We start from the raw sequence: 26,471 nt of genomic DNA on the forward strand, positions 1-26,471 counted from the left end.
GCATCGAGTTGAATTCGATGCTCGCCTTTTTTTGTTGTAGTAAATGATGAAAAGGGTGAGGATGAATTATTAATATAATTTTGTTTGTTCATTATTCTCGTTATTTGTAGAGAGCGCACTGCCTTAAAAGTATGACTAGTCGAATGAGATGAGTGATTTAGTATTGGATAAATGCGCGTACTAGTTATAATTTTGCGTAAAAAAACACATGTGTTAAGTAAGTTAACTTACTTATGTTAGAAAACCTAACATAAAATTCTTGATTACTAAGAGTTTTTAGAATATAATTTTCTTATTGTTAGGAAGAGGGGGCAATGCAATTATGGATTTTTTAGCTAAGGTAATTGGGGATATAAATAATGTCCTTTGGTCATATATCATTATTGCGATGTTAATTGGGTTAGGACTTTACTTTTCATTTCGTGTGAAATTTGTCCAAGTTCGTTACTTCGGTGAAATGATTCGATTGCTTGGGGATGGGGCGAGTTCGAAAACGAGGAAAGCACAAAAAGAGAAGAGTGGTGTATCATCATTCCAGGCTTTTTGTATGAGTACAGCTTCTCGTGTAGGTACTGGTAACTTAGCTGGTGTAGCTATTGCAATTTCAGCAGGTGGTCCAGGAGCAGTATTTTGGATGTGGTTAATCGCGGTAATTGGGGGTGCTTCTGCATTTGTCGAGAGCACATTAGCGCAAATTTATAAAGTGAAAGATGGGAATACGTTCCGTGGTGGTCCAGCGTATTATATGGAAAAGGGTTTAAATAAGCGCTGGCTTGGAGCTATTTTCTCTGTATTAATAACAGTAAGTTTCGGATTAATTTTTAACGCTGTACAATCTAATACTGTAGCAGCTGCTTTTGATGGGGCATTCAAAACAGATAGTAGATTAGTAGGTCTTGTAATGGCTGGTTTACTTGCAGTTATTATTTTTGGCGGAGTAAAGCGAATTGCACGCGCGGTTGAAATGATTGTTCCAGTGATGGCGATTATTTATGTAGCAGTAGCATTATTCGTTGTTGTAACAAACATTACGGCAATTCCGTATGTATTTAAAGAAATTTTCTTACATGCTTTCGGAATTAAAGAAGTAGTAGGTGGAGGATTAGGTGCTGCGATTTTATTAGGGGTAAAACGCGGATTATTCTCAAATGAAGCAGGTATGGGTAGTGCGCCGAACGCAGCTGCGACTGCAAACGTAACGCACCCAGTTAAACAAGGTTTCATTCAAACTTTAGGGGTATTTACAGATACATTATTAATTTGTAGTTGTACAGCATTTATCATTCTTTTATCAGATGTGCATAATGCAGCTGATTTAAATGGTATTCAATTAACGCAACAAGCATTAAGTCAACATATCGGACCATGGGCATCTATATTTGTAGCAGTTGCAATCTTCTTGTTTGCATTTAGTTCATTAGTAGGTAACTACTACTATGGTGAAACGAATATTGAATTCTTAAATGGAAGTAAAGTGCTATTAACAGCTTACCGCATTGCTGTACTTGGTATGGTTATGTTAGGGTCTGTCGCAACAATTCAAATCGTTTGGGATTTAGCAGATCTATTCATGGGTATTATGGCTGTTATTAACTTAGTTGCAATCGTATTCCTTTCTAAGTATGCTTTTGCAGCGTTATCAGATTACGTAAAGCAAAAGAAACAAGGAAAAGATCCAGTCTTCTATGCGAATTCAATTCCAGGTCTGAAAAATACAGAGTGCTGGGAAGAGCAAGTAGCAGATAAAGAAAAAGCGGTATAATGAGGTGAGCATCAAGTGAAACTTGATGCTCATTTTTTTGTTTTATCCAGATATTTGTCGGTAGTAAAAGACGAACATTAATGAGTGTTTTATAATAAAATGTAATTTTTTAAAGAAAAGTGCGGATATGAGTTGTGATTTATGTTAGAATGGAAAATGCCTTTGAAACAAGAGGTTTTATGATTTTTCCTATCTGATTGAAGATTTTGGAGGGGAAATGGAAAGTTCGGGTTATTTCTTGTTTTAGTGGTCAGACGTTCAACGTTAATGAAGAGTTAAATGGAGGATTTTATTAATGAAGTTTGTTATGTTTCTTGTAGGATTACTCGTTGTATTTGTACTCGGTTTTCTTATAAGCTCCGATCGAAAGAAGATTAAGTATAAACCAATTGCAATTATGCTTATTATTCAGCTAGCATTATCTTATTTCTTATTAAATACACAAGTTGGTTATATTTTAGTAAAAGGAATTTCAGATGGATTTGGCGCACTTCTTGGATATGCAGAAGCTGGAATCGTTTTCGTATTTGGTGGCCTTGTTAATAAAGGAGAGGTTTCATTCTTCTTAACAGCGTTATTACCAATCGTATTCTTTGCCGTTTTAATTGGAATTCTGCAACACTTTAAAATTTTACCGATATTTATTCGTGCTATTGGTACTTTGTTAAGTAAAGTAAATGGTCTAGGAAAATTAGAATCATATAACGCAGTAGCAGCTGCCATTGTTGGGCAAGCGGAAGTATTTATTACAGTAAAAGATCAATTAAGTAAAATCCCAAAACACCGTTTATATACATTATGTGCATCTTCTATGTCGACAGTATCGATGTCAATCGTCGGTTCTTATATGAAAATGATCGAACCAAAATATGTAGTAACAGCACTTGTATTAAATTTATTTAGTGGTTTCATTATTATTCATATTATTAACCCGTACGATATTACAGAAGAAGAAGATACACTGAAATTAGAAAATAAGAAAAAACAGTCATTCTTTGAAATGCTAAGTGAATATATTATGCTTGGTTTCACAATCGCGATTACGGTAGCAGCGATGTTACTTGGTTTCGTAGCATTAATTACAGCAATCAATAGCTTGTTTGATTCCATGTTCGGTATTACATTCCAAGCTATTTTAGGATACATTTTCTCACCATTAGCATTCGTAATGGGTATTCCGCAAGCAGAGATGGTAAAAGCGGGACAAATTATGGCAACGAAATTAGTATCAAACGAATTTGTTGCGATGCTTGATCTTGGAAAAGTAGCTGGTGATTTATCAGCTCGTACAGTTGGTATTCTTTCTGTATTTCTTGTATCATTTGCGAACTTCTCATCAATCGGAATTATCGCAGGTGCAACGAAAGGTATCGATGAAAATCAATCAAATGTTGTATCATCATTCGGTTTACGCCTTGTGTACGGTGCGACATTAGTAAGTATTTTATCAGCGATTATCGTTGGTGTTATGTTATAAAAAAGATGGTCCTAGCTCATAGCTAGGGCTATTTTTTTATGGTAAATTTGCATAGAAAAACCAATTAATTAGGAATATATTAACATATAAAAATCTTTTTAAATTTATATTGCTTTTCAGTTAGATAACGCTTACAATTTGATTTGTAGGTGGTATCAATTTCAGACTTTCAAGTATGGTAGGAGAGAAGAGGCTACCTTTAATAAATTGCAATTTATGTAAACGCTTACTGATTTTAGATAACAGTTGAATAGTATTTAGGGGTTTTAAATTTTTTTAACATCAATGGTCAGACGTCATTCGTTATACGTTATACGACCAATAACTCGTGGGAGAAGTGGAGGATTCACATATGAAAATAGTAATGTTTCTAGTCGGTTTACTTGTAGTATTTGTACTAGGTTTCCTTATCAGTTCAGATCGTAAGAAAATTAAATATAAACCAATTGCACTTATGCTTGTCATTCAATTGGTACTTGCATATTTCTTACTGAATACAAAGGTCGGATTTGTATTAGTAAAAGGGATTGCAGATGGGTTTGGCGCTATTTTAAAATTTGCGGAAGCAGGGGTTAATTTCGTATTTGGTGGTCTAGCAAATGATGGACAAGCACCATTCTTCTTAACGGTATTATTACCAATCATTTTCTTAGCAGTATTAATTGGGATCTTACAACATATTAAAATTTTACCGATTATCATTCGTGCAGTCGGTTTCCTATTAAGTAAAGTGAACGGTTTAGGAAAACTAGAATCATATAATGCAGTAGCAGCTGCGATTGTTGGTCAAGGGGAAGTATTCATTACAGTAAAAGATCAATTAAGCAAATTACCGAAAAATCGTTTATACACACTTTGTGCATCTTCCATGTCTACAGTATCGATGTCAATCGTCGGTTCTTATATGAAAATGATTGATCCAAAATATGTAGTAACAGCACTTGTACTAAACTTATTCAGTGGATTTATTATCGTTCATATTATTAATCCATACGACGTAAAAGAAGAAGACGACATTTTAGAATTACAAGAAGATAAAAAACAAACATTCTTTGAAATGTTAGGCGAATATATTATGCTTGGTTTCTCTATCGCTGTAACAGTAGCGGCGATGTTAATCGGTTTCGTAGCATTAATTACAGCAATTAACGGTGTATTCGATTCAATTTTCGGAATCACATTCCAAAGCATTTTAGGGTACATTTTCTCACCTTTAGCATTCGTAATGGGCATCCCAACATCAGAGATGCTAACAGCAGGACAAATTATGGCAACGAAATTAGTAACGAACGAATTCGTTGCAATGCTTGACCTTGGTAAAGTAGCTGGTGACTTATCCGCTCGTACAGTAGGTATTTTATCTATCTTCCTTGTATCATTTGCGAACTTCTCATCTATCGGGATTATCGCAGGTGCAACGAAGAGTATCGATGGCAAACAAGCAAACGTTGTATCATCATTCGGCTTAAAACTTGTATACGGTGCAACGTTAGTAAGTATATTATCAGCGGTTATCGTTGGGGTTATGCTTTAATAAATAGTAAAGAGGTCGTTTATCTCTCGCCTAGAGGGATGAACGGCTTTTTTATTTTGGTATGATAAATAGTGTGGAGAGGGGGAATTAGGGTGAAAGAACAGAATAGTTTAAAGGAATTTGATGAGGTTATAGATAACATTAATCGTTTAACTGGGGAAGATGCTAGAGCATTTTTGAAATTTATACATGGATATTTAAACATAGTAGAAGAAGGAGATGGAACTTTTACTCATAGTGACTTTGTTGAAAAGGTTTCTGGGCTTTATAAAAAGGATGTGGCGAGGGTTATTCAACTTAGAGAAGAAATAAAAAAATCACCTTAATCCATTCATTAAGGTGATTGAAATACTACTCAGCTGGAGGCGTAAATGTACGTTTCTCTAATTCGGCATCTAGCATAAATAGTGCGTTTGAATCGCTTGTAATACGTTTTAATTTTTGGATGATGCTATCGAATGAAGCTTCTTCTTCTACTTGCTCATCGACGAACCATTTTAAGAATGTAATTGTTGCGTGTTCACGCTCATCCCAAGCGATATCAGATAAGTTGTAAATACGCTTCGTTACTTCACGCTCGTGCTCAAGTGCCACTTCAAAAGCGTTCAGTACAGAGTCATATTCGTTATTTGGATTATCAAATCCAGTAATAATAGCGCGTTCACCGCGGTCATTAATGTAGTTGTAAAGCTTCATTGCGTGGAAACGTTCTTCTTCAGCTTGTACAAGGAAAAAGTTAGCGAATCCATCATAGCTCTCCGCCGTACAGTAAGCAGCCATTGCCATATAAGCGTGGGCAGAGTAAAATTCAAAGTTCATTTGATCGTTTAGTGCGTCGTGCAATTTTTTTGATAACATAAAATCCCCCTTAGTATTGTGACAAGAATATTATATCACAATTGATAATATTCTCATTTGGATGTTTCAAACCTTTTCGAAAGCTTTGTGACGTGTGCTTCCATAATGTCTTGCAAATCTAAATCATATTTTTGTGAAAGAATAATAAGATTAGATAGTACATCACCAAGTTCTTCTTTTAGTTCTTGTTTTAGCTCTTCGTCTGTCTTAGCGTCTTCATCAGGACGATCGCGACCGATTTCGATTGCGCGAACGACGCGTGAAACTTCCCCAACTTCCTCTGTTAAGAAATTTAAGCGAATAAAGGCATTATACTGTGACCAGCTTCGTTTTTCGTAAAATTCCTCAACCCATCTTTGAAATGCGACGATATCCATTTCTTTCTCATCCCTTCAATATGTTGTACAATGACAATTGTATCATAACAATATATAGTTTCGGGGTGTAAGGATGAGAAAGATTTGTGTGTTTGCAGGTTCCAACTTAGGGGAGAGACCAGAATTTAAAGAGCAGGCAATTGAATTAGGGAAAATGTTTGTTGAGAACGATTATGAGCTTGTATACGGTGGTTCTTGCGTCGGATTAATGGGAGAAGTAGCAAACGAAGTTCTTCGCTTAGGTGGCCGTGTAACAGGTGTTATGCCGCGCGGTCTATTCCGAGGAGAGATCGTTCATACAGGGTTAACAGAATTAATTGAAGTAGAAACGATGCATGAACGTAAAGCGAAAATGGCAGAGCTTGCGGATGCTTTTATTGCACTACCAGGCGGATATGGAACGTTTGAAGAGCTATTTGAAGCAGTATGTTGGTCACAAATTGGTATACATAATAAGCCAGTTGGTTTATTGAACATAAAAGATTTTTACGGACCAATTTTGCAAATGGTTGAACGTGCAGCAGAAGAAGGATTTATGAATCCATCGAATAAAGAGTTAATCGTTGCCGCTGAGACGGCAGATGCACTCATTCATAAGATACAAAATTACGAGCGTCCTGTTTTAGGAACGAAGTGGAAGCAGTTATCATAATACAATTGTATAGAGATTTTTGGAAACACATGTCATTTTATCTTCAAAAGACATGTGTTTTTAATTTGGTTAAATATGTTAATGTTAAGGTGTAATGTTTTGGGAAAAGGAGAAATAGATGGAGGAGTTTGTGTATTTACGTCCTGTTTTTAAAAGTATTTTAGCAGCATCTATTCTTGTTATGCTAATTGTTTCAATACAGAAGAAAGAGCTGATTAATGAGTTTTCGCTTTGGTTTATTTCGATATTGTGTGTTGGTGTTTCCGCGATCACGTTGTTTATGTCTGGGTTTATTGTTGATGAGTATAATTTAGGTGGAGATTCGGTGTCGTTTGATATGTTTATTGGGATAGTTTGTATTAGCGGTTTGAATTTCATTATTTATTATAGGCGGAAATAAAAAGGAGGCATTCCGTATTACTTTGGAATGCCTTTATCATTTTGATTACTTTGTTTTTTATACAAGTACCAGCCACCCCAGCCGCCACCAATTGCTACTACAACGAGGAAAGCGTAGTCTTTCACCTCGATACGTATGTTGAAAATATTAGCTATAAGTAAGACAATCCCAACTGTTATTAACGCAAAAAATGCTCTAATTAAGTAGTCTTTCAACTGAACCACTCCCGCCATTTAAGTAGTAAATGATGAATATGGAAAAGCTTTTTTGGATCTATTTTACTAAAGGGTGTTACCTATATTTTAGCATAAAAGAGATTGTAATATATTGATGAAAGTGGGGATAGGGATGTGCTAATATTGTCGTGATTTGTCGGTAAGTCGATATAATTGAAAAATCGCTGATATATTGGTTGGAATCGCTGATATAAATTTCATGTACCAACAAAAACAACCATTCCATAGAAAAAAGCGACTCTGAACGAGCCGCTTCCGCTTTTAAGTAATATCCAGTTCCGGTGACTAGAACAGTCGGTCATTTCGCGCCTTCTTGTGAGGCAAAAAACGCCTCTTCGTCAGGAGCTCCAATGCCCTGCGATTCTGAGCAAGCCGCTTCCGCTTTTAAATATATTACTGATTCAAGAATGCACGTAGCATCCAAGCGTGTTTTTCTAGTTCTGTGTAGATGCCTAGTAGTAGGTCAGATGTCATTTCGTCATCAGAGTCTTGAGCGATTTCCATGCCTTTTTTTAGTTCGACTAGCATCATTTCGTAGTCTTTCATGATTGCTTCGACCATCCCTTCTGCAGTTTCTCCGTATGCTGCTTCTTGAATAGAAGATATTTCTAAGTATTCTTTCATTGTTGCTACTGGTTTGCCGCCAATTGCTAAAATACGTTCTGCAATTTCATCGATGTGAGTAGCTGATTCTGTGTAAAGTTCTTCGAATTTCTCATGTAATGTGAAGAATTGAGGTCCTTTTACGTACCAATGGAAGTTGTGTAGTTTTGTGAATAAAACGCTCCAGTCTGCTACTTGTTTGTTTAATACTTCGATTACTTGTTTGTTCATTATGATCAATCTCCTTTTGAGTTGTTATGTGATATCAATTACTAATTTATAATTATTATAATCTAGTAATTCGTATAAATCAACCCTTTTGCTGGAATTAATTTGAACAAATTATGAACTGTTGTACATAAAAATCCCTATTACGTTGAAGTAATAGGGATTTTGTTTGATATATAGCTGTTGTTCTAAACGAGCTGCTTCCGCTTTTAGCTGTTATACTGCTTTTTTATTCTCTTCTACATCCTGTCCATCCCAGCACTCTGTATTCTGTAAGCCAGGGATAGAGCTTGCAATGAAAACAGGATCTTTTCCTTGTTTCTTTTGCTTCATATAGTCTACTAATGCTGCATAGGCGAATTTGCTTAGGAATGAGATGGCAATTAAGTTTGTCAATACCATTAGTCCCATGAATAAATCAGCTAAGCTCCAAACTGTTTGAAGGGCAGCGATTGATCCGAAGAATACCATTCCGACAACTGCAACGCGATAAATCATTAACCATGTTTTGCTTTCTTTAATAAATGCGATGTTTGTTTCACCATAATAGTAGTTTCCTAGTAAAGAACTGAACGCGAATAGGAAAATAATAATTGCTAAGAAAGTACTTGCCCATGGTCCGATTTGTGAACTTAATGCATTTTGTGTTAATTCGATACCTTGTAAGTTTGTTCCTTTGTAAAGACCCGAACATAATACGATAAATGCTGTTGATGTACATACTAAGAACGTGTCTACGAAAACACCTAATGCTTGAACAAGTCCTTGTTTAACAGGGTGAGATACATCTGATGTTGCGGCTGCGTTAGGAGAGCTACCCATACCTGCTTCTGTTGCGAATAAACCGCGCTGAATTCCGAACTTAATTGCTGCTCCAATACCACCAGCGATGGCTTGGTCTAAACCGAATGCACCATTAAATATTTCCATAAAAATGCTTGGTAACATAGTAAAGTTGTTAATAACAACAAAAATAGCCACACCAATATAAATGATTGCCATTGGAGGAACAATCATTTCCGTAATACGTGAAATGCTCTTAATACCACCGAAAATAATAACTGCAACTAATAAAGCTAATAGAGCTCCTACGATCGTTCGCTCTAGTCCAAAAGCATTTTCAAATGCTATTGTTACTGTGTTTGCTTGTACAGAGTTGAAAATTAATCCGTACGCAACTGTAATAAGAAGTGAGAACCAAACACCCATCCAGCGTTTGTTTAATCCTTTTTCCATATAATATGCTGGGCCACCACGGAATCTGCTTCCATCTTTTACTTTATAAATTTGCGCGAGCGTACATTCTACGAAACTAGTAGCTGCTCCAAGGATAGCGATAAACCACATCCAAAATACTGCGCCAGGTCCGCCCATTGAGATAGCTAATGCTACACCAGCTAAGTTTCCGATACCGATACGTGCAGCTGCACTTAAGCAAAATGCCTGGAACGGGGAGATACTATCTTTCTTTTTTTCTTTTCGATTAAATCCTTTACTAATTAAACCGACCATCTCACCGAAATGAGTAATTTGGACAAACTTCAATTTAAAAGAGAAATAAAGACCGAAGCCGATTAGCATTGCAATAAGAATATATGACCATAAAATATTATTCGTTACCTCAAGGAATCTGCTAAAGATATCAACCATATAATACACTTCCTTTTTTCCGTAATAAGAAAATTATATGCAAAAAATATACGAGAATCAATTTTTCTAAAAAATCATGTTACTTAAAGTTATTTTATGTTATGATTATGTTACATCGTAATATTTTTAGAATTATTTACATTTTAAAAAACTAAATGTAACGCTAGAAAGAGGGGATAATTTGAAAGAAGAAACTTTATGGAAAGTAAGCCTTAAGAGTTTGAAAATGAGAAGTAATATATTTTTTATCGTTACATCTTTAAGTATCTTTTTAGGAGCCACTTATTATTACAATAAAAGATTTCCAAGTCACAGGTATCCTGAATGGTTAGAATTTCTAAAGTTAATTGGTTGAATAAAAGACAGAAAAACAGAAATTTTAAATAAAAATTGTTGTGGAGGAGCTAAATATGAATATTAGAGAAAGTGAACTTCCGGGTATTGGTTATAAGTTTCAAATCATTACGAAAGGTAACGAGAAGATGGTGATTGTTATTCATGATGACGGGCGTAGAGAAATGTATCATTTTGATTCAGACCATGAAGAAAGTATCTCAAGTATTTCATTACGCGACTCAGAGGCAAGACAAATTGCAGCAATATTAGGTGGAATGGTGTATAAACCTAGAGCATTAGAAAATGTTGAAATGGTTTTTGAAGGTTTGGCGATTGAGTGGTTTAAAGTGGAGAAGGAAGCTCCAGCAATCGGAAAAACAATCGGCGATCTTGAAATAAGAAAAACATATAGCGTAACGATCATTGCAGTTATGAAGAAGAATATGAAAAAGCTATTTAATCCAGGACCAGAAACAGTAATTGAGGAAGGCGATATGCTTGTAGTTTCAGGCGAGAGAGAAGAAATTAAAAAAATTATTAATGAGTTACTTTCGAATAGGGGGACTGACTAGATGGATACGTTAATTTTTGAAGTTGGTACAGCGTTAGTATTAGTTGCAATTGCGGCAGTAATTGCTGGAAAGTTTAAATTCTCAGTCATTCCGTTTCTAATTGTTCTTGGAATGTTAGTGGGGCCACACGCGCCGACAATTGGTGTGATCGATTTCAAGTTTATTGAAAGTGCAAGTGTCATTTCCTTCCTTGGACGGATTGGCGTTCTGTTTCTTCTGTTCTATCTAGGACTAGAATTTTCGATGAAAAAACTAATTAAATCTGGACGTTCTATTGCGATTGGCGGAACGATCTATATTTTAATTAACTTTTCACTTGGGTTATTGTACGGATTTATAATGGGATTCCCTTTACTAGAAATCTTAATTATTGCGGGGATTATTACGATTTCTTCTAGCGCTATCGTTGCAAAGGTGTTAGTAGATTTAAGAAGAACTGGTAATAATGAGACCGAATTAATTTTAGGAATTATCATGTTCGAAGATATATTCCTGGCTGTATATTTATCAGTCGTTTCTGGATTAGTTCTAGGGGATCACGCTTCATTCTTGGGTGCCCTTACTTCAATTGGAATTGCTTTAGGATATATGCTTCTATTCTTTATTGTAGCTAGAAAGGCGACGCCGTTATTAAATAAATTGCTCAATATTAGTTCGGATGAAATTTTCATTATTGTAGTATTTGCTTCATTATTCTTTATTGCAGGATTCTCGGAAACAATTCACGTTGCTGAAGCAATTGGAGCACTTCTTTTAGGGTTAGTTTTCTCTGAGACAGAGCATAGTGACAGAATTGAACATCTCGTTGTTCCATTTAGAGACTTTTTCGGAGCTATTTTCTTCTTCAGTTTCGGATTAAGCATTGATCCGTTCTCACTGGGCGGAGCGATATGGTTAACGTTAGGTGCTGTCCTTCTTACAATCATCGGAAACTTTATAGCAGGGATGATTGCAGGAAGACAAGCTGGATTATCTCATAAAGCGTCAACAAATATTGGATTAACAATCGTTTCAAGAGGAGAATTCTCCATCATTATGGCCAATATCGGTATCGCTGGTGGTTTAATGTCAGTCTTGAAGCCATTTTCAGCACTATACGTGCTTATACTATCTATCTTAGGTCCACTTCTGACGAAAGAGTCAAAGAATGTATATAAATTTTTAAATAAAGTCTTTAAGTGGGATACGAAGACTAACTAAATTAAAAAAATAAAAGTAAAAGATATGTATGAAAAAGTGATTACGGAAAAGGAATCTATGTCGATATAGATTCCTTTTTGATTGGCATTTTTTTAAGGATGAAAGAATACGTTTAATATTTACCATATTGTGGCATACATATAGAAAAAGGATGCTTGGAAAGGGGAATAAAGAGAAATGGAACTCCAGTTTCAAAATGTATATCAACAGGTGGAGAATTGGTATGTGTTGGATTCGGAGCTTCCTTGGGATGTCAAAAGGCTTAGAGACGATTTATTTTCACTGATTGAAGTATGTAAAACGCCAGTTATTTTTTGTGATACGTGTGATGCGAATCATGTCCTTTTATCACTAGGAGAAGAAGAAGAGGAATTTTTATTCCCGGTAGGTGGTTTTTATCATAAAGAAAAACAATTAATTTTTGTTTGTATGTGGGAAGAGTATGAGCAAGTGCTTAAAACACTACTGCATGAATTTCGTCATGCAATGCAACATAAGAGCGAAGTATTGCATGTTGGAAGTGAATTGTACGAAGATAGATGGATTGAGAAAGATGCGAGAAAGTTCGCGGAGAGGAAGTTAGATGAATATAAAAATAGAAAGTTAATGTAAAGCATAGTGGAGAAATGACGCTGTGCTTTCTTTGGTTCTTACTAAAAATAAGTAATTGACTTTTATAAAGTTTAGTTCTAAACTAATGGTATAAAACGAGCGAGGTGATGAAATGAAAACAGAAGATAGACTAGGTTTACTCCTATGGTTTCGTTTATCACGTTTTTATAACAAAAGTATTCGTGAGACGAATCAGCATTTGAAAGAATGGAATGTATCTGCCGCTCAGTTTGATGTACTAGCTCAAGTTGGAGGGCATGATCGTTTAACGCAGCAAGAGCTTGGAAATAAGCTATTTGTTACGAAGGGAAATATTACGCAGCTTTTAAATAAAATGGAGCAGCTCGAGTGGATTCGTCGTGAACAAGAAGGTACTACAAAATATATTTCGTTAACAGAAAAGGGAAGAGCTTTATATGAAGAAATCGTCCCGCCTCAAGAAACATTCCAAGCGGAGCAGTTTCAAAATTTAAACGTAGAAGAACAACATCAATTACTACAATTACTAAAAAAGTTATAGTGAGAAAAATTTTAAAATAAATCTCGAATTCGAGATAATATGAGGTGAAGGATATGTTTAGAAAAGTTGATCATAAAAATATGGGGAGAGCAAATCACGGTTGGTTAAATACACATTTTCATTTTTCATTTGCAAATTATTATAATCCTAATAACATGAACTTTGGTGCATTACGTGTAATTAATGATGACTTAGTAGCACCGCAAACTGGTTTTGATATGCATCCCCACCGCGATATGGAAATCATTTCGTACGTTGTAGACGGTGCTTTAACACATGAAGATAGCATGGGGAACCGCGGAACAATTGAGTGTGGACATGTTCAATATATGAGTGCGGGTACGGGTGTATTTCATAGTGAGCATAATTTAGGAAATGAAACATTACGTTTACTACAAATTTGGATTTTACCAGATCGTGCGGACCATAAACCAAACTATGGTGAGTTTAAATTTGATTGGAGCAAGCGTGAAAATGAATGGTTTCATATGGTATCTCAAGTAGAAGGCGGGGCACCAATTCAAATTCACCAAGATGCGAATTTATATGCTTTATCGTTACATGCTGGAAAAGAAATTCATTTTCCAGTGAAAGAAGGCCGTCAATTGTATGTTGTACAAATTGAAGGTAGTAGTGTAATCAATGGTGAGACACTTGTTATGCGTGATGCAGCAGAAGCGATTGAAGAAGATATTCATATTGAAGCGAAAGAGCAATCACACTATTTAGCAATTGAATTGAAAAAGCAATAAAATGTTTATAAAAAAGAGGACGTCCGATAGGATGTCCTCTTTTTTTGAGTGGAATTGTCAGAAAAAACTTTCTCAAATTTTAGGTAAAGGTATCCACTTGAAAACCAAGAACTGTATAAAAGTGTCAAAAATCTTTAGGGAATGGGGAATGTTATAGTGAAAAAGCAAGTCATTTCATCAGCATTAGCGTTAACTGTTATCGCCGGGGGATTTGGAACATTTGGAGCAACGACAACGAAAGCGGAAGAACAAAAAATTCAATACCATCAAGAATTTAAAACGCCTGCATACATAGGTGAAGAATGGAAAGCACCGGAAGGACTAGATAAAAAAGAAACGGTCTTTCAATATTTAGAGAGTAAGAAAGATATGTTCAAATTAGCAGGAAATATTGATAAACACTTTAATGTCGTTGGGGAAGAAAAAGATGCTGAATCCGGTACAACACACGTGAAGCTAGTTGAGAAACATAATAACATTCCTGTGTACGGTTCAGATCAAACAGTTACACTAGATAAAGAGAATAATGTAAAAGCATTCTTCGGACAAGTTATTCCGAATTTAGAGGATAAAAATATTCCTGCATTTGCAAAGATTAGTGCAGAGCAAGCAGAAACAATTGCAAAGGCAGATATTGAAAAAGAAGTTGGTAAAGTAAAGAATTATGACGGTGTGAAAAAAGATTTATATGTGTATGAAAAAGATGGGAATTACTATCTTGCATACTTAGTGAAAGCATCGATTTCAAAGCCAGCTCCAGGGTATTGGCATTATTTTGTTGATGCGACAAATGGAAATGTGATTGAGAAATATAACGCTGTAGATCACATTACTGGATTTGGTTACGGCGTATTAGGTGCTAGACAATCATTTGAAATTGCTCAAGATACGAAAACAGGACAATTCAACTTGTTTGATGGTAAACGAGGACAAGGTATCCATACGTTTGATGCAGAAAATATGGATGAAAACTTGTTTAATTTATTCTCACAATGGCTTGGATATACAGGAGAAGAAGTTGAAAGTAAATCTAAGTTCTTCGAAGATAAAGCGGCAGTTGATGCGCATGTAAATGCAGGGAAAGTATATGATTACTACAAAAAGACATTTAATCGTAACTCTTTCGATGATAAAGGTGCGAAGCTAATTTCTACTGTTCACGTTGGAGAAAGCTGGAATAACGCAGCTTGGAACGGTGTGCAAATGATGTATGGTGATGGCGATGGTAAAACATTCATTCCATTATCTGCTGGACTAGATGTTATCGGTCACGAATTAACGCATGCTGTCACTGAGCATACAGCAAATCTTGTTTATAAAAATGAGTCAGGTGCGTTAAATGAATCGTTATCTGATATTATGGGTGTCATGGTTGAGAAGAAGAGCTGGGATTTAGGTGCTGACATTTATACACCTGGAAAACCTGGTGATGCACTTCGTTCTCTGAAAGATCCAGCATCTATTCCAAATCCATTAAAACCAGGTGAAGGTTACCCAGATCATTACAATAAGCGCTACACTGGAACAGCTGATAATGGCGGCGTTCATATTAACAGCAGTATTAACAATAAAGCTGCATACTTAGTATCTGAAGGTGGAGATCATTACGGCGTGAAAGTAACAGGGGTAGGCCGTGAAGCGACAGAGAAAATTTATTACCGTGCTCTTACGAAATATTTAACTGCAAACTCTGACTTTAAGATGATGCGTCAAGCAGCACTTCAGTCAGCTGAAGATTTATATGGTAAAAACTCTAAAGCTGTACAAGCTGTAACGAAAGCTTACGATGCAGTAGGCGTAAAATAATAAGAGAAAAAGACCTGACTAGGATGTCAGGTCTTTCTGTATTTAGTCGCGAATACCTAATGCAATTTTCGCCATACGTGACATGCGTTCTTTCGACCATGGTGGATTCCAAACGACATTTACTTCTATTTCATTGACTTCAGGTACGTTCGTTGATAATACTTTTTTTACGTCTGATACAATTTGTCCAGCCATTGGACAGCCGATAGAAGTCATCGTCATCGTAATGACAGCATTATTATTTTCATCTGCTGTAACGTCATAAACTAATCCAAGATTAATAATATCAACACCTAGTTCAGGGTCAATAACAGCTTCTAAATTGGCATATAATTTATTTTCAAATGCTTCTTGTGACATAAGTAGCACCCCCTGCATTTTAATGATATCGATTCTCATTATAACGGAAATGTGTATAATGTGCAGGAAATGAGCTCAAAAAAATATCCCTTTTGGAAGAGGGATATTTTTTAAAGGCTATTCAGTTTTGAAATGAGATACGAGTTGATCTAATTCTTCAACTGTTTGTTTCATTTGTTTAGCTGTTTGTGTCATCTCATTCATCGTAATGACTTTTTGCTCAGCAGATTGTGCTGTTGCTGCTGTTTCACTAGATACTTCAGTCGAAATAGAAGCGATGTTATTCAGTGAAGCGTTCATTTCTTCAGCACTTGCAGCCATTTCTTCAGCAGTTGCTGAGATGTCTTGCATTTGAGTAGATACTTTATTTACTTGCTCCACAATCGTTGTGAAAGAATTACCAGCTTCACGAATAACATGAATGCCTTCAAATGCCTCAGAACGACCTTGTGACATCATAGAGCTCGCAGTTTCAGTGTCTTGTTGAATTTGATGTAGTAATTGGTTAATATCTGTTGCAGCAGTTTTAGATTGTTCAGCAAGTTTTCGAACTTCGTCAGCCACGACAGCGAAACCTTTTCCTTGTTCGCCAGCACGAGCTGCTTCAATAGAGGCGTTTAAAGCAAGTAAGTTTGTTTGTTTGTTCCGCGATATTAGAAATAGATTGTACAGCTGTATCAATATATTTCGTGTGAGTGATTAGACGTTCGACCACTTCTGACGTAGCATTTACAGCGTCGTGTATTGTTGTCATTTGTGAAACGGATTTTTGAATAACCGAACTTCCGTCGTTAGCTTGTTCAGATGTAGCTACAGCAAGTTCAGTTACAGATGTGGCAGATTCAGCAATGCGCTGAACACTTACTGCCATATCGTCCATTGCAGTTGAGCTTTCTTCCATGCTAGAAGCTTGCGATTGAATACTCTCATTTAAGTTGGACATCGAGCTTTGTACTTTTAGCGTTGCCTCGCGTGATATATTCGTCTTTTCTAGCATATTTTCAGAAGCGTTTTGTACTTCCACAGATGTTTTTTGAACACGATTAATGATATGTTGTAGGTTTTCTAACATTGTATTAAATGATGTTGCAATCGTACCAATTTCATCATTACTATTTACTTGTAGGCGGGCTGTTAAGTCACCTTCTTGAGATGATAATTCTTTTAGTTTGCTATCAATTTGTTGAATTGGTTTAACAAGTTTACCAGAGAACCACCATGCAAGTGTGATAGCTACGATAATACAAATAACAAGTGATAAGAAGACAACATATTCAATTTGTAGTGAAGATTGATCAATTTTTTTAATAGATTGATCACGTAATTTAGCTTGTTCATTACTATAATTTGTGAAGTCACCAATTACTTTATAAACAGTACCATTTTCTGCATAAGCTACTTGTAAAGCTTCTTCCCACTTTTGTTCTTTTGCAAGAGGGAAAACTTTTTCTTCAATAAATTTTCTCCAAGTGGATCCTGATTCCATTGTATTTTTCATAGATTCAGAAACATTTGGATTAGAAAGAAGCTTATCTTTTGTATTCTCAAGCTCTTTACTCATCGAATTAAACTTATCAAATTCAACTTGATCGTGTTGTAATAAATACCCTCTTAAAGCAGAGAGCTGTACTTGATAAGCATCCCCGCGCTCTTTTAATTGTGTTGCAAGGGGGGAAATCTCTTTTTGTAATGCTTCAGCTTGACGAGATTGATCAATAGCAAAAAATAAAATAAAAGCTAAAGCGATTCCAAATAAAGCGCAAATCGTTCCCATCATGAACATTAGTTTTTTTCGAATGCTAATAAAACTCATATAATAAAATCCTCCTTTGTGAAATCATAGTATTAGAATTAATTAATGTAAAAAGTTGAAAGAAAGCTTTACTCCGTCTGGAATAAAGCTTTCTTCTTTCCTTTAGGAATTATAGCAGACGGAATGAGAGATAGAAAGAGATATTTTAAGGTGAAAAAAGAGAGATTGTAAATCTCTCTTTTTTCACCTTAAGCATTTGTTTTAAAATGAGAAACGAGAACTTCAAGTTCTTGTACGGTCGTTTTCATTTCAGATGCTTTTTTAGCAACGCCACTCATTTTGTTTACTTGGTCACCAGCTGAAGTTGCTGTTTGTGATGTTTCGGCGGCAACTTCATTTGAAATAGAAGCGATGTTATTTAAAGCTGCATTCATTTCTTCAGAACTTGCGGCCATTTCTTCAGCAGTTGCAGACACCTCCTGCATTTGTGTAGAAACTTTGTTAATGTGGTTAACAATTTCTGAGAATGAAGATCCAGCAGTACGAATGACTGTAATGCCTTCAGAAGCCTCTGACTGACCTTGCGTCATCATTTCATTTGCTATTTTTGTATCTGCTTGAATTTGATGAAGTAAATGGTTAATATCAGTTGCTGCTAGCTGAGATTGTTCAGCAAGCTTTCGTACTTCATCGGCAACAACAGCGAAGCCTTTTCCATGTTCACCAGCACGAGCCGCTTCAATGGAAGCATTTAAAGCGAGTAAATTCGTTTGTTCCGCGATATTAGAAATAGATTGAAGTGCAGTATCAATATGATTCGTATGTGTAATGAGTCGTTCTACTACTTGTGATGTAGCGTTCACAGCTTCATTAATGGTATGCATTTGTGTAATAGATTTCTCAATGACTTTATTCCCACTATCAGCTTTTTCTGAAGTAGTAACAGCTAGGCTAGCAACAGAAGAGGCGGATTCTGCAATACGTTGAACACTCGTTGCCATATCGTCCATTGCAGTTGAACTTTCTTCGATGCTGGAGACTTGTGAACGAATATTATGCTCAAGAGCATTCATAGTTTCCTCAGTTTTTGCTGTATTTTCCATAGAAGCAGTTGTTTCGATAAACACATTTTCAGATGCTTCTTTTACACTTGTTGATGTTTGTTGCACTTGTTTTATTATACGTTGTAAATTAGCGAGCATTTGATTAAAGGAATTGGCGATATCACCAATTTCATCTTTACTCGTTACATGCAATCTAGCAGTTAAATCACCATCTTGCGAAGCTAATTCTTTTAATTTCTCATCAATTTGTCGTATTGGTTTAACGAGCTTACCAGAGAACCACCATGCTAATAAAATAGACGTTACTGTACATGTAATGAGTGAGAAGAAGATAATATATTGAATAAGGGATGAAGAAGATTCCACGTCAGCAATTAATGCGTCACGCTTATCATTTTCTTCATTTGCATATTTCGTAAAACGACTTAAAAGGTCATTTACATAATCAGTTTGAGCTAAAGCGATTTTGGATGCTTCGTCCCATTTTCCTTCTCGAGCGAGAGGGAGGACTTCATTATCTATGATGCTTCGCCATTTTCCTCCCATTAAAATGGCTTCTTTCATTCCTTCTGAAAGTTTTTTATCACTTGTTACTTTTTCTCTCGTATCAGCTAGTTTTTTTCCTTCTCGGTTGAATTTATCCAATCCTTTTTGATCATGTGATAGTAAATATTCTTGTAGACCAGCAACTTGTGCTTGGAACCAATCACCGCGTTCTTTTAAAATCGTTGCTCTTTTGGATACGTCATTTTTTAACATTTCAATTTCGCTCGCTTGGCTCATAGCGAATGAAAGAATAACAATAAGAGCAATGCTAAATAAAGAAGAAATGCTTAAGAGTGTGAACAGTAGTTTTTTTCGAATACTAACATATTTCATCGTTACCCCTACCTTTAAAAACTATTTATTATAATTTATAAATATTAAGAACGAAATTAATAAAAACATTATTATGAAGTTATTAATCTGTTCAATGAAAATTATAGCAGATAATGGAATATGGCAGATTGATATGAGTAAATGTTCTTAAAATGTATACATTTGTATATCAAAAAATTCATCAATAAAAATGAGAAATGCTATTGTAATTTGAAATAACATCATGTATACTTCTAATTAGTTGATAACGATTATCAGTATCAACTAAAGACATTACTCTTCGTTATGTTGGTCATACCCCTTTTTGACGACGTAAGTCAGAGACGAAATGTTGAAATATCTTGTGTCCTATTCTACAGAATTATGGTAATCTCCAACCTCAACTTATATGCGTGAGCATGCAAAAAGGATCCTATCCGTGAAGGGATCCTTTTTTGCATGCTGTTGCAATTAATGTATATAGACCTGGCACACGCTCTTCAATTCTTTCCGGTGCAGTAGAAGGGAAGACCCATCTTTGATGTGACCCGTGTTCTTCAACTAGTTTTTCAATTTTAAAATGTTCTTCCGCAAGTGTTGTAATGATTTCTCCTAGCGTCCAGCGACGGATCGTTGTTTTAGGTAACAATTCTTTCTGTGCTTCTGTAAGAAGAGTACTATAAGCAACATCATCTTCAATCAATTCTTTATCGAAATAATTTCCATTGGCCTGAAATGATGGATGGTCGACTCCTAATAATTTCGTGTAAACAGGATGATAGTCACGAAGGATAAGCATTCCATCTCGCTTAAGTAAAGTAGCAATTTTTTGAAAGAGCGGTTTTAAATCTAAAAAGTAATGGAGTACACCAAGTTCCAGCAATACGATATCAAATGATTGTGAGAGCTGTACATGTAATACATCAGAAACGACATACTGGATAGAGACACCGGCTGCGTCCGCAAGTTCATTTGCATATTTTGCATTACTTGCTGAAATATCAACAACTGTTACGTCAGCTCCTAAAAGAGCGAGAGCAACAGCTTTATTTCCTTTTGACCCGAGTAAATTAATAATACGTTTTCCTTTCGGAGATTGTATGTAAGGTAAATAGTGATCTACCTCGCGCATAGGGTCTTCCATGATTTTTTTCGCATAATCAGCTGGTGCACCGTGGCGATTCGTCCAAGCTTCATAAGCAGCTGCATTCCAGCTTTTTTCATTACGTGTGCTTAGTTGTTTTTGATTCAATTATATCACTCCTTTTGTGAACGTATAGGTATTCGGCGAGAGGGTGGGATTTCCTTTTCTTTTTGGATAAAAGTTTGATTTTTCTGTTATTAAGTCGTAAAATACGTGTTATATACAAAAGCGTTGAAAAGGAAAAGTAGGATGAACACTTTCTTTCCAGAGAGCTTCGGTAGCTGAGAAGAAGCAAGAATATTCATTTGAACAATGGCCTTTGAGCTTCGTCCTGAACTTATGAAATGATAATAGTAGGCGGCGACGAGAGTTGGTACTCGTTATCAAAATCACAGTATAAGAGCATATAGCTCCGTACTTGTTAAGGCTAATTATGTGAGTAATTGGCGAAATAAGGTGGTACCGCGACTGTTTATACAGCCCCGCCCTTATCTTTTTTTAGATAAGGGCGGGGCTTTTTATATTTTAAAGGAGGAATGTAAGATGAGTATTTTTATTGGGGGCGCTTGGCCGTATGCAAATGGTTCGTTACATCTTGGACATATTGCGAGTTTGTTACCTGGAGATATTTTAGCACGTTATTACCGGGCAAAAGGTGAGAATGTGTTGTATGTTTCGGGAAGTGATTGTAATGGAACACCAATTGCAATTCGGGCAAAACAAGAAGGTGTGACGGCGAAGGAAATTGCTGATCAGTATCATGAAGAGTTCCAGCGATGTTTCCGTAGCCTTGGTTTTACGTATGATTGCTATACACGTACAGATAGTGAGCACCATCATGAAACGGTTCAAAATGTTTTTTTACGTTTATTAGAAGAGGGACATATTTATAAAAAAACAGTGGAACAAGCATATTGCGAAACGTGTACGCAATTTTTACCTGATCGTTATGTAGAAGGGATATGTCCGCATTGCCATGAAGCAGCAAGAGGAGATCAATGCGATGCGTGTTCAGCTATTTTAGATCCACTCGATTTGTTAGAAAAGAAATGTAAGTTATGTGATAGTACACCATCCGTACAGGAAACAGAGCATTTCTATTTTGCATTGCATACATTTCAGGAGCAAATCAAAACGGCTGTAGAAAACGCCAAACAAACAGGAACATGGCGCGACAATGCGATTCAGCTAACAGAAAGATATGTAAAGGAAGGGTTACAAGATAGGGCGGTTTCACGAGATTTACCAATCGGGGTACCAATTCCAGTAGAAGGGTATGAAGATAAGAAAATTTACGTATGGATTGAAGCAGTGACAGGCTATTATTCAGCGAGTAAACATTGGGCTGAAAAAACAGGGGAAGGTGATCAAGAGTTTTGGGATAACGAAGCGAAAACATATTATGTACACGGAAAGGATAATATTCCGTTTCATTCCGTCATTTGGCCAGCGGTATTGCTTGGAATAGGAGAAGGGGCAATTCCTAGTCATATCGTTTCAAATGAATATTTAACAGTGGAAAAAAGAAAATTATCTACAAGTAAAAACTGGGCGGTATGGGTGCCTGACATATTAGAACGCTATGATCCAGATTCTATTCGTTACTTTTTAACCATCAACGCACCAGAAAATCGTGACACTGACTTTTCATGGCGGGAATTTATTTACAGTCATAATAGTGAATTGTTAGGGGCATACGGAAACTTTGTAAACCGGACATTAAAATTTATTGAAAAGTATTATGGTGGTATCGTGCCGAAGGGAAGTATTGATGTAGAGCTGAAAGATAAAGTAGAAGGATTATATAAACATGTAGGAGAGGCGATTGAGCAAACTAAATTTAAGGTAGCGCTAGAATCAATATTTGATGCAGTACGTTTTGCAAATAAATACTTTGATGAGAGGCAGCCTTGGAAACAAAGGGAGGATGATCCAGTTTCATGCGAAGAAACGATTTATAATTGTGTGTATCTCATCGCTAATTTTGCAAATCTCCTGGAACCATTTTTACCATTTTCAAGTGAAAGAATTAGAAACACATTATCGATTGTGAACCGAAATTGGGAGCCTCAACATACGGTGCCAACTAGAATTGATAGCGTGCAGCCACTATTTGAACGGATTGATGTGAAACAAATTGAGCATGAGGTAGAGAAATTATATGGAGCGGTAAAGTGAGATAGAGAAAAAGACCTTTCAAATAAATGAAAGGTCTTTTGTTATGCAGTAGGATTCTCTTTCTTATCCTTTAAGAAGAACAGCACAGCAAGGATTACGAGAATAATAGCTGCAATATCATATGTTATTTTGAATGTGGTATTAAAGTTTAAGTACTCCACCAAAGGGGTTTTGACTGCTCCAGCATATATGCAAATAGGAATGATGAGCACATCGTAAAATTTCTTTTCTTTCATATATCTTATTAGGAAGAAGATACACATAATGGCAAAAAAGGCTACGCTTAAAATAGTCATTTATACCTCCAAATAGATTTGAAATTATACCACATTGTAACTTTATTTCCATATTATACGCAAGTTAATATTTTTAAGCACTATACACGCGATTACGTTTTTTTTCTTTCCTAGCTGTAAGAAGTTGAGGAGTGAAAATCCCAAGTAATATAACGATAATCCCAATCCACTGCATGAACGTTACGACTTCATGTACAAGTGTAATAGAAGCGATAATGGCTGTTGGTAATTCAGCTGCACCTAGTATTGTACCAAGTCCTGTTCCTACTTTCGGTACGCCAATCGAAAAACAAATGACAGGTACGACAACGCCGAATAATCCGAGGAAGAAAGCATATTTCCATAGGCTAGCTTGCAAAGCACCGTCTGTTAAAAAGGTTGGTGGGAAGAATAGGCATACGATAAGCGTAGCGCTTGTTGTCATAAGAAAGCTTTTCGTATAAGGCGGAACTTCTGTAGCAACACGCCCACTTGCGAAAACATAGAATGAAAAAGAGACAGCGGCTAATAGTCCAAAGATAATCCCTTTTGTAGAAAAACTTTGTCCGAGGCCTTCAAATACACCGCCTGCAAACAATGTTCCAGTAAATAAAATAATGATAGATATGACCTTTTCACGGCTTGGAAATGTTCGGTTTGCAATTGCTTCAATAACGACACCAATCCATGTGAACTGGAAAAGTAGGACGACAGCGATAGATGCTGGTAGTTCTTCTACAGAAATAGCGTAGAAGATACCGGTCATACTCATCGTTGTGCCAACTGTTAGTAAGGAAAAGAATTGCTTTTTTGTTACTTTATGACGTGAAACGAAAAGAACGAGCAGAAGAAGACCAATCCATCCGAAGACATATTGTCCTCCTAATAGTTGATGTGCTGAAAATCCATTAATGAATCCGAGTTTGAAAATAGTTGAAAGTACGCCGTAGCTACAAGCTCCGAATAAAACGAGTAATGAATACTTAAATTTCTCCATGAAAATCCTCCTTTTACATAATAAAAAACGCCCGCTATCCAAATAAGGATAACGGGCGAACGAAACAGAGTCATATACTCTACAAAATTCCGCCACTCATACGAAGTATGAATTTGGGATATGAAATTGTAGTAGGTTTTTACATTGCTTTTGGGAATACAATAGAACATTTTACACCTTGAGGCGTGTTTTGTATACCATAAGGAAATTGATGTTTATCTAGTATTTGTTTTACAATGTATAACCCAAGACCACTACCTTGTACTAAGCCGTGTTTGTCAGGGTTTGCGCGATAGAATGGCTCAAATAAATGGGCAAGTTTATCCTCATCTATTTGTGAACCTGTATTTAATACTTCTAATGCGTAACCGTTTGGCTTTTCATAAAGCTTTATATATACATGCTGATGGTCAATTGTATAATGAATTGCATTTGAAATAATGTTAAAAATGGCAGTTTGAATAAATTTAGGATCAGCTAAAACTTGTACATCTTGTTTAATGTTAGATTGAACATTTAACTGCTTTACAGATACGAAATAATCTACTTTCTTCATAACATCCTCAATAATATTAGTTAATGAGATAACTTTTAAATCAGGTTTAAATTGAGGGTTTTGTATTTTGGATAATTCCGACATTTTTTCCGTTAATATGTTAATGTCTTGCATCATTTCATAGGAACGTTTTAAATATTTATCTCTATCTTTATAAGCTCCAATTCCGTGAATCATGCCATCTAGTTGTCCCATAACGGCTGCGATTGGTGTTTTTAATTCATGGGAAACCATAGACATAAATTCTTTACGAGATTGTTCTAATTGTTGTTCCTTTTTGAGTTCATTTCTTAAATCTTGATTGCTTGCATGTAAATTCTTCACTATATTTGGTATTTGTGAAGCAGCTACTTGTAAATTAAAATCTGTTTGATCCGTATTTTTGTTGAGTAGCTTTTTATCTGAGAAATCAAGATTCATAATATCTTTTAAAGCATCACTCATATATTGAAAAGGTTTAGCAATTAGTTTTGCATAAATTAAAGATCCAAGCAGAGAGAGTGCAAGCATTGTTGCGCCAATATGTGGAGCTAATTGCTGCAGTACATCTGTTAATTTTGGATTATCTTGTGCATCATTTGCTTTACTTGCTGCATTTTGTTTATGTAAGGCATCATTAGTAGCGACTTGCTTTTCCGTTTCTGTAAGTGGAGCAGAAGCGCTATTTTTCCCCGAAATATTTTGAGTATGTTCTTTTGCTTTTGCAGTTTGGCTAGGCTGCAAAAGGTGATTGATAGCTGTAGAGAGAGAATTATAATCTATAATAGAAGATTGGAAATTAAAAATATTCCCCTGTGATACAGCTTTATTTTGATTCGTTTTACTTTGGTCGTTTTGTTTATCTGAATCCGCTTGTTCTGTAGTATGCGTTCCATTTTCTTTCGCAAAACGTTCTTTATCGTAGTTTGAAGCTAAGAAGTAAATAACTTGATAAAGACAAAGTGATAAAAGAATACAAAATAATAAGGTTTTGATGAAAATATTTTTGGTGATGTTGTCTTTGCTACGATTCGATTTTGTAGCCAATGCCTTTCACCGTTTTAATATAAGGAATTCCTAATTTTTTTCGTAAGTTTTTAATATGTGTATCTATAACTCTTACATCACCATAATGTTCATAGCCCCATACCTTATTCAACAAATCACTTCTTGATAATACTTTTCCTCGATTTTGCAGTAAAGTATAAATAATTTCAAATTCTTTTGTTGTCAATTCAATTTGATTACCATGAACATAAGCGGCGTATGCTGTAGAATTTAACATCAATTCATGGAATTGTAGTATAGTCGCAGCTTCGGCTTCCTTCGTTGCTGCCCTTCTTAATACAGCTTCTACACGTTTAATAAATACGGTGTAATGGAACGGTTTCGTAATATAGTCATCAATACCTAATTCAAATCCTTTAATTTCACTTTCTTCATTATGTAGGCCTGTTAACATAATGATTGGTACATCAGATTGTCCTCGCATAATTTTACAAATACTATAGCCATCTATATCTGGTAACATCACATCAAGGAGGACAAGATCGTATGAATTCTTTTGGAAAAGAAGTATACCTTCTGTTCCAGCACCAACGACATCAACAGTAAAGTTTTGTGCCATTAGAAATTCACGAATTAGTTCTTGTATATCTGGGTTGTCTTCAATCACCAGTATATGCGTCATAGTAACACCTCCTAAATAACGCTTTTAACTGCAATATTCGAA

At 35.7% G+C, this 26,471-nt stretch carries 25 protein-coding genes, 1 pseudogene and 1 other annotated feature; of the genes and pseudogenes, 13 read left to right on the plus strand and 13 right to left on the minus strand.

Features of this window, described 5'->3' with window-relative positions; translation table 11 throughout:
• Window positions 1-322: 322 nt before the first annotated feature.
• The 4 genes from QCI73_RS02195 to QCI73_RS02210 all read left to right on the plus strand — a co-directional run bounded on the left by QCI73_RS02195 (window position 323) and on the right by QCI73_RS02210 (window position 5,099).
• A complete protein-coding gene (locus tag QCI73_RS02195; protein WP_000346385.1) occupies window positions 323-1,762 on the plus strand; it encodes an alanine/glycine:cation symporter family protein in 1,440 nt (479 codons plus the stop codon).
• 295 nt (window positions 1,763-2,057) lie between these two features.
• Entirely contained in the window at window positions 2,058-3,239 is a 1,182-nt protein-coding gene (locus QCI73_RS02200) for a NupC/NupG family nucleoside CNT transporter (RefSeq protein WP_353822429.1), read from the plus strand.
• A gap of 352 nt (window positions 3,240-3,591) precedes the next feature.
• Window positions 3,592-4,773, plus strand: coding sequence for a NupC/NupG family nucleoside CNT transporter (locus QCI73_RS02205; protein WP_000706846.1), 1,182 nt, complete (start codon window positions 3,592-3,594; stop codon window positions 4,771-4,773).
• A gap of 92 nt (window positions 4,774-4,865) precedes the next feature.
• A complete protein-coding gene (locus QCI73_RS02210; protein ID WP_000664135.1) occupies window positions 4,866-5,099 on the plus strand; it encodes a hypothetical protein in 234 nt (77 codons plus the stop codon).
• 25 nt (window positions 5,100-5,124) lie between these two features.
• Here the strand turns inward: QCI73_RS02210 and QCI73_RS02215 are convergent, their stop codons facing one another.
• The gene (locus tag QCI73_RS02215) at window positions 5,125-5,631 is read right to left on the minus strand and encodes a ferritin (RefSeq protein ID WP_000949389.1); all 507 of its coding nucleotides are present in this window, start codon (window positions 5,629-5,631) and stop codon (window positions 5,125-5,127) included.
• 53 nt (window positions 5,632-5,684) lie between these two features.
• A complete protein-coding gene (locus QCI73_RS02220; protein WP_327922703.1) occupies window positions 5,685-6,008 on the minus strand; it encodes a MazG-like family protein in 324 nt (107 codons plus the stop codon).
• Between the two features lie 73 nt (window positions 6,009-6,081).
• On the opposite strand from QCI73_RS02220, the gene QCI73_RS02225 reads away from it, so the two are divergent.
• Window positions 6,082-6,660, plus strand: a complete 579-nt coding sequence (locus tag QCI73_RS02225) for an LOG family protein (RefSeq protein ID WP_001225735.1) — start codon at window positions 6,082-6,084, stop codon at window positions 6,658-6,660.
• A 118-nt stretch (window positions 6,661-6,778) separates the two neighbouring features.
• The gene (locus QCI73_RS02230; protein ID WP_000390914.1) at window positions 6,779-7,060 is read left to right on the plus strand and encodes a hypothetical protein; all 282 of its coding nucleotides are present in this window, start codon (window positions 6,779-6,781) and stop codon (window positions 7,058-7,060) included.
• A 17-nt stretch (window positions 7,061-7,077) separates the two neighbouring features.
• On the opposite strand, the gene QCI73_RS02235 is transcribed toward QCI73_RS02230, so the two are convergent.
• The 3 genes from QCI73_RS02235 to QCI73_RS02245 form a co-directional block, all read right to left on the minus strand.
• Window positions 7,078-7,275, minus strand: a complete 198-nt coding sequence (locus QCI73_RS02235; RefSeq protein WP_000656322.1) for a hypothetical protein — start codon at window positions 7,273-7,275, stop codon at window positions 7,078-7,080.
• Window positions 7,276-7,689: 414 nt separating this feature from the next.
• Window positions 7,690-8,130, minus strand: a complete 441-nt coding sequence (locus QCI73_RS02240) for a Dps family protein (RefSeq protein WP_001041889.1) — start codon at window positions 8,128-8,130, stop codon at window positions 7,690-7,692.
• Between the two features lie 213 nt (window positions 8,131-8,343).
• Window positions 8,344-9,777 carry an alanine/glycine:cation symporter family protein gene (locus tag QCI73_RS02245; protein ID WP_262724414.1) on the minus strand — a complete coding sequence of 478 codons (1,434 nt, stop codon included), beginning with the start codon at window positions 9,775-9,777 and terminating at the stop codon, window positions 8,344-8,346.
• A gap of 410 nt (window positions 9,778-10,187) precedes the next feature.
• Here QCI73_RS02245 and QCI73_RS02250 point away from each other — a divergent pair, with 410 nt between their 5' ends.
• The 6 genes from QCI73_RS02250 to nprB all read left to right on the plus strand — a co-directional run bounded on the left by QCI73_RS02250 (window position 10,188) and on the right by nprB (window position 15,575).
• Window positions 10,188-10,685 (plus strand): cation:proton antiporter regulatory subunit, encoded by a 498-nt coding sequence (locus QCI73_RS02250; RefSeq protein ID WP_353822430.1) that lies wholly within the window; start codon window positions 10,188-10,190, stop codon window positions 10,683-10,685.
• Window positions 10,686-11,885 carry a cation:proton antiporter gene (locus QCI73_RS02255; protein ID WP_000380216.1) on the plus strand — a complete coding sequence of 400 codons (1,200 nt, stop codon included), beginning with the start codon at window positions 10,686-10,688 and terminating at the stop codon, window positions 11,883-11,885. It begins immediately after the preceding gene.
• Window positions 11,886-12,062: 177 nt separating this feature from the next.
• Window positions 12,063-12,497 carry a DUF3920 family protein gene (locus QCI73_RS02260; protein ID WP_000422823.1) on the plus strand — a complete coding sequence of 145 codons (435 nt, stop codon included), beginning with the start codon at window positions 12,063-12,065 and terminating at the stop codon, window positions 12,495-12,497.
• 112 nt (window positions 12,498-12,609) lie between these two features.
• Window positions 12,610-13,017, plus strand: a complete 408-nt coding sequence (locus QCI73_RS02265; protein ID WP_242262100.1) for a MarR family winged helix-turn-helix transcriptional regulator — start codon at window positions 12,610-12,612, stop codon at window positions 13,015-13,017.
• Between the two features lie 53 nt (window positions 13,018-13,070).
• Entirely contained in the window at window positions 13,071-13,769 is a 699-nt protein-coding gene (locus QCI73_RS02270) for a pirin family protein (RefSeq protein WP_353822431.1), read from the plus strand.
• A 156-nt stretch (window positions 13,770-13,925) separates the two neighbouring features.
• Window positions 13,926-15,575 carry a neutral protease NprB gene (nprB, locus tag QCI73_RS02275; protein WP_353822433.1) on the plus strand — a complete coding sequence of 550 codons (1,650 nt, stop codon included), beginning with the start codon at window positions 13,926-13,928 and terminating at the stop codon, window positions 15,573-15,575.
• Between the two features lie 42 nt (window positions 15,576-15,617).
• On the opposite strand, the gene QCI73_RS02280 is transcribed toward nprB, so the two are convergent.
• From QCI73_RS02280 to QCI73_RS02295, 4 genes and pseudogenes are all read right to left on the minus strand, one after another.
• Entirely contained in the window at window positions 15,618-15,935 is a 318-nt protein-coding gene (locus QCI73_RS02280; protein WP_000076425.1) for a metal-sulfur cluster assembly factor, read from the minus strand.
• 117 nt (window positions 15,936-16,052) lie between these two features.
• A pseudogene (locus tag QCI73_RS02285) lies at window positions 16,053-17,748 on the minus strand (methyl-accepting chemotaxis protein).
• Between the two features lie 188 nt (window positions 17,749-17,936).
• On the minus strand, window positions 17,937-19,631 hold the full coding sequence (locus QCI73_RS02290; protein ID WP_353822435.1) for a methyl-accepting chemotaxis protein: 1,695 nt from the start codon (window positions 19,629-19,631) through the stop codon (window positions 17,937-17,939).
• Between the two features lie 412 nt (window positions 19,632-20,043).
• The gene (locus QCI73_RS02295; RefSeq protein ID WP_353822436.1) at window positions 20,044-20,862 is read right to left on the minus strand and encodes a class I SAM-dependent methyltransferase; all 819 of its coding nucleotides are present in this window, start codon (window positions 20,860-20,862) and stop codon (window positions 20,044-20,046) included.
• A gap of 114 nt (window positions 20,863-20,976) precedes the next feature.
• Window positions 20,977-21,247, plus strand: a binding site (T-box leader).
• Window positions 21,248-21,297: 50 nt separating this feature from the next.
• On the opposite strand from QCI73_RS02295, the gene metG reads away from it, so the two are divergent.
• Window positions 21,298-22,932 (plus strand): methionine--tRNA ligase, encoded by a 1,635-nt coding sequence (gene metG / locus QCI73_RS02300; RefSeq protein ID WP_353822437.1) that lies wholly within the window; start codon window positions 21,298-21,300, stop codon window positions 22,930-22,932.
• A 41-nt stretch (window positions 22,933-22,973) separates the two neighbouring features.
• Here the strand turns inward: metG and QCI73_RS02305 are convergent, their stop codons facing one another.
• From QCI73_RS02305 to QCI73_RS02320, 4 genes are all read right to left on the minus strand, one after another.
• Window positions 22,974-23,228: a hypothetical protein gene (locus QCI73_RS02305; protein WP_000154152.1), complete on the minus strand. Its 255-nt coding sequence runs from the start codon at window positions 23,226-23,228 to the stop codon at window positions 22,974-22,976.
• Between the two features lie 73 nt (window positions 23,229-23,301).
• Window positions 23,302-24,204: an EamA family transporter gene (locus QCI73_RS02310; RefSeq protein ID WP_353822438.1), complete on the minus strand. Its 903-nt coding sequence runs from the start codon at window positions 24,202-24,204 to the stop codon at window positions 23,302-23,304.
• 139 nt (window positions 24,205-24,343) lie between these two features.
• Complete coding sequence (locus QCI73_RS02315) at window positions 24,344-25,786, minus strand: sensor histidine kinase (protein ID WP_353822439.1); 1,443 nt, start codon at window positions 25,784-25,786, stop codon at window positions 24,344-24,346.
• Window positions 25,764-26,429, minus strand: coding sequence for a response regulator transcription factor (locus QCI73_RS02320; protein ID WP_000148833.1), 666 nt, complete (start codon window positions 26,427-26,429; stop codon window positions 25,764-25,766). Before QCI73_RS02320 ends, QCI73_RS02315 begins: the two co-directional genes overlap by 23 nt.
• Window positions 26,430-26,471 lie beyond the last annotated feature (42 nt).

It is taken from the genome of Bacillus cereus group sp. MG16 (assembly GCF_040459875.1).
Classification (GTDB): domain Bacteria; phylum Bacillota; class Bacilli; order Bacillales; family Bacillaceae_G; genus Bacillus_A; species Bacillus_A paranthracis.

Coding starts and splice junctions, on each gene's coding strand:
- QCI73_RS02195 (WP_000346385.1), top strand. CDS start 323: ATGGATTTTTTAGCTAAGGTAATTGGGGATATAAATAATGTCCTTTGG.
- QCI73_RS02200 (WP_353822429.1), top strand. CDS start 2,058: ATGAAGTTTGTTATGTTTCTTGTAGGATTACTCGTTGTATTTGTACTC.
- QCI73_RS02205 (WP_000706846.1), top strand. CDS start 3,592: ATGAAAATAGTAATGTTTCTAGTCGGTTTACTTGTAGTATTTGTACTA.
- QCI73_RS02215 (WP_000949389.1), bottom strand. CDS start 5,631: ATGTTATCAAAAAAATTGCACGACGCACTAAACGATCAAATGAACTTT.
- QCI73_RS02220 (WP_327922703.1), bottom strand. CDS start 6,008: ATGGATATCGTCGCATTTCAAAGATGGGTTGAGGAATTTTACGAAAAA.
- QCI73_RS02225 (WP_001225735.1), top strand. CDS start 6,082: ATGAGAAAGATTTGTGTGTTTGCAGGTTCCAACTTAGGGGAGAGACCA.
- QCI73_RS02230 (WP_000390914.1), top strand. CDS start 6,779: ATGGAGGAGTTTGTGTATTTACGTCCTGTTTTTAAAAGTATTTTAGCA.
- QCI73_RS02240 (WP_001041889.1), bottom strand. CDS start 8,130: ATGAACAAACAAGTAATCGAAGTATTAAACAAACAAGTAGCAGACTGG.
- QCI73_RS02245 (WP_262724414.1), bottom strand. CDS start 9,777: ATGGTTGATATCTTTAGCAGATTCCTTGAGGTAACGAATAATATTTTA.
- QCI73_RS02250 (WP_353822430.1), top strand. CDS start 10,188: ATGAATATTAGAGAAAGTGAACTTCCGGGTATTGGTTATAAGTTTCAA.
- QCI73_RS02255 (WP_000380216.1), top strand. CDS start 10,686: ATGGATACGTTAATTTTTGAAGTTGGTACAGCGTTAGTATTAGTTGCA.
- QCI73_RS02260 (WP_000422823.1), top strand. CDS start 12,063: ATGGAACTCCAGTTTCAAAATGTATATCAACAGGTGGAGAATTGGTAT.
- QCI73_RS02265 (WP_242262100.1), top strand. CDS start 12,610: ATGAAAACAGAAGATAGACTAGGTTTACTCCTATGGTTTCGTTTATCA.
- QCI73_RS02270 (WP_353822431.1), top strand. CDS start 13,071: ATGTTTAGAAAAGTTGATCATAAAAATATGGGGAGAGCAAATCACGGT.
- QCI73_RS02280 (WP_000076425.1), bottom strand. CDS start 15,935: ATGTCACAAGAAGCATTTGAAAATAAATTATATGCCAATTTAGAAGCT.
- QCI73_RS02290 (WP_353822435.1), bottom strand. CDS start 19,631: ATGAAATATGTTAGTATTCGAAAAAAACTACTGTTCACACTCTTAAGC.
- metG (WP_353822437.1), top strand. CDS start 21,298: ATGAGTATTTTTATTGGGGGCGCTTGGCCGTATGCAAATGGTTCGTTA.
- QCI73_RS02305 (WP_000154152.1), bottom strand. CDS start 23,228: ATGACTATTTTAAGCGTAGCCTTTTTTGCCATTATGTGTATCTTCTTC.
- QCI73_RS02310 (WP_353822438.1), bottom strand. CDS start 24,204: ATGGAGAAATTTAAGTATTCATTACTCGTTTTATTCGGAGCTTGTAGC.
- QCI73_RS02320 (WP_000148833.1), bottom strand. CDS start 26,429: ATGACGCATATACTGGTGATTGAAGACAACCCAGATATACAAGAACTA.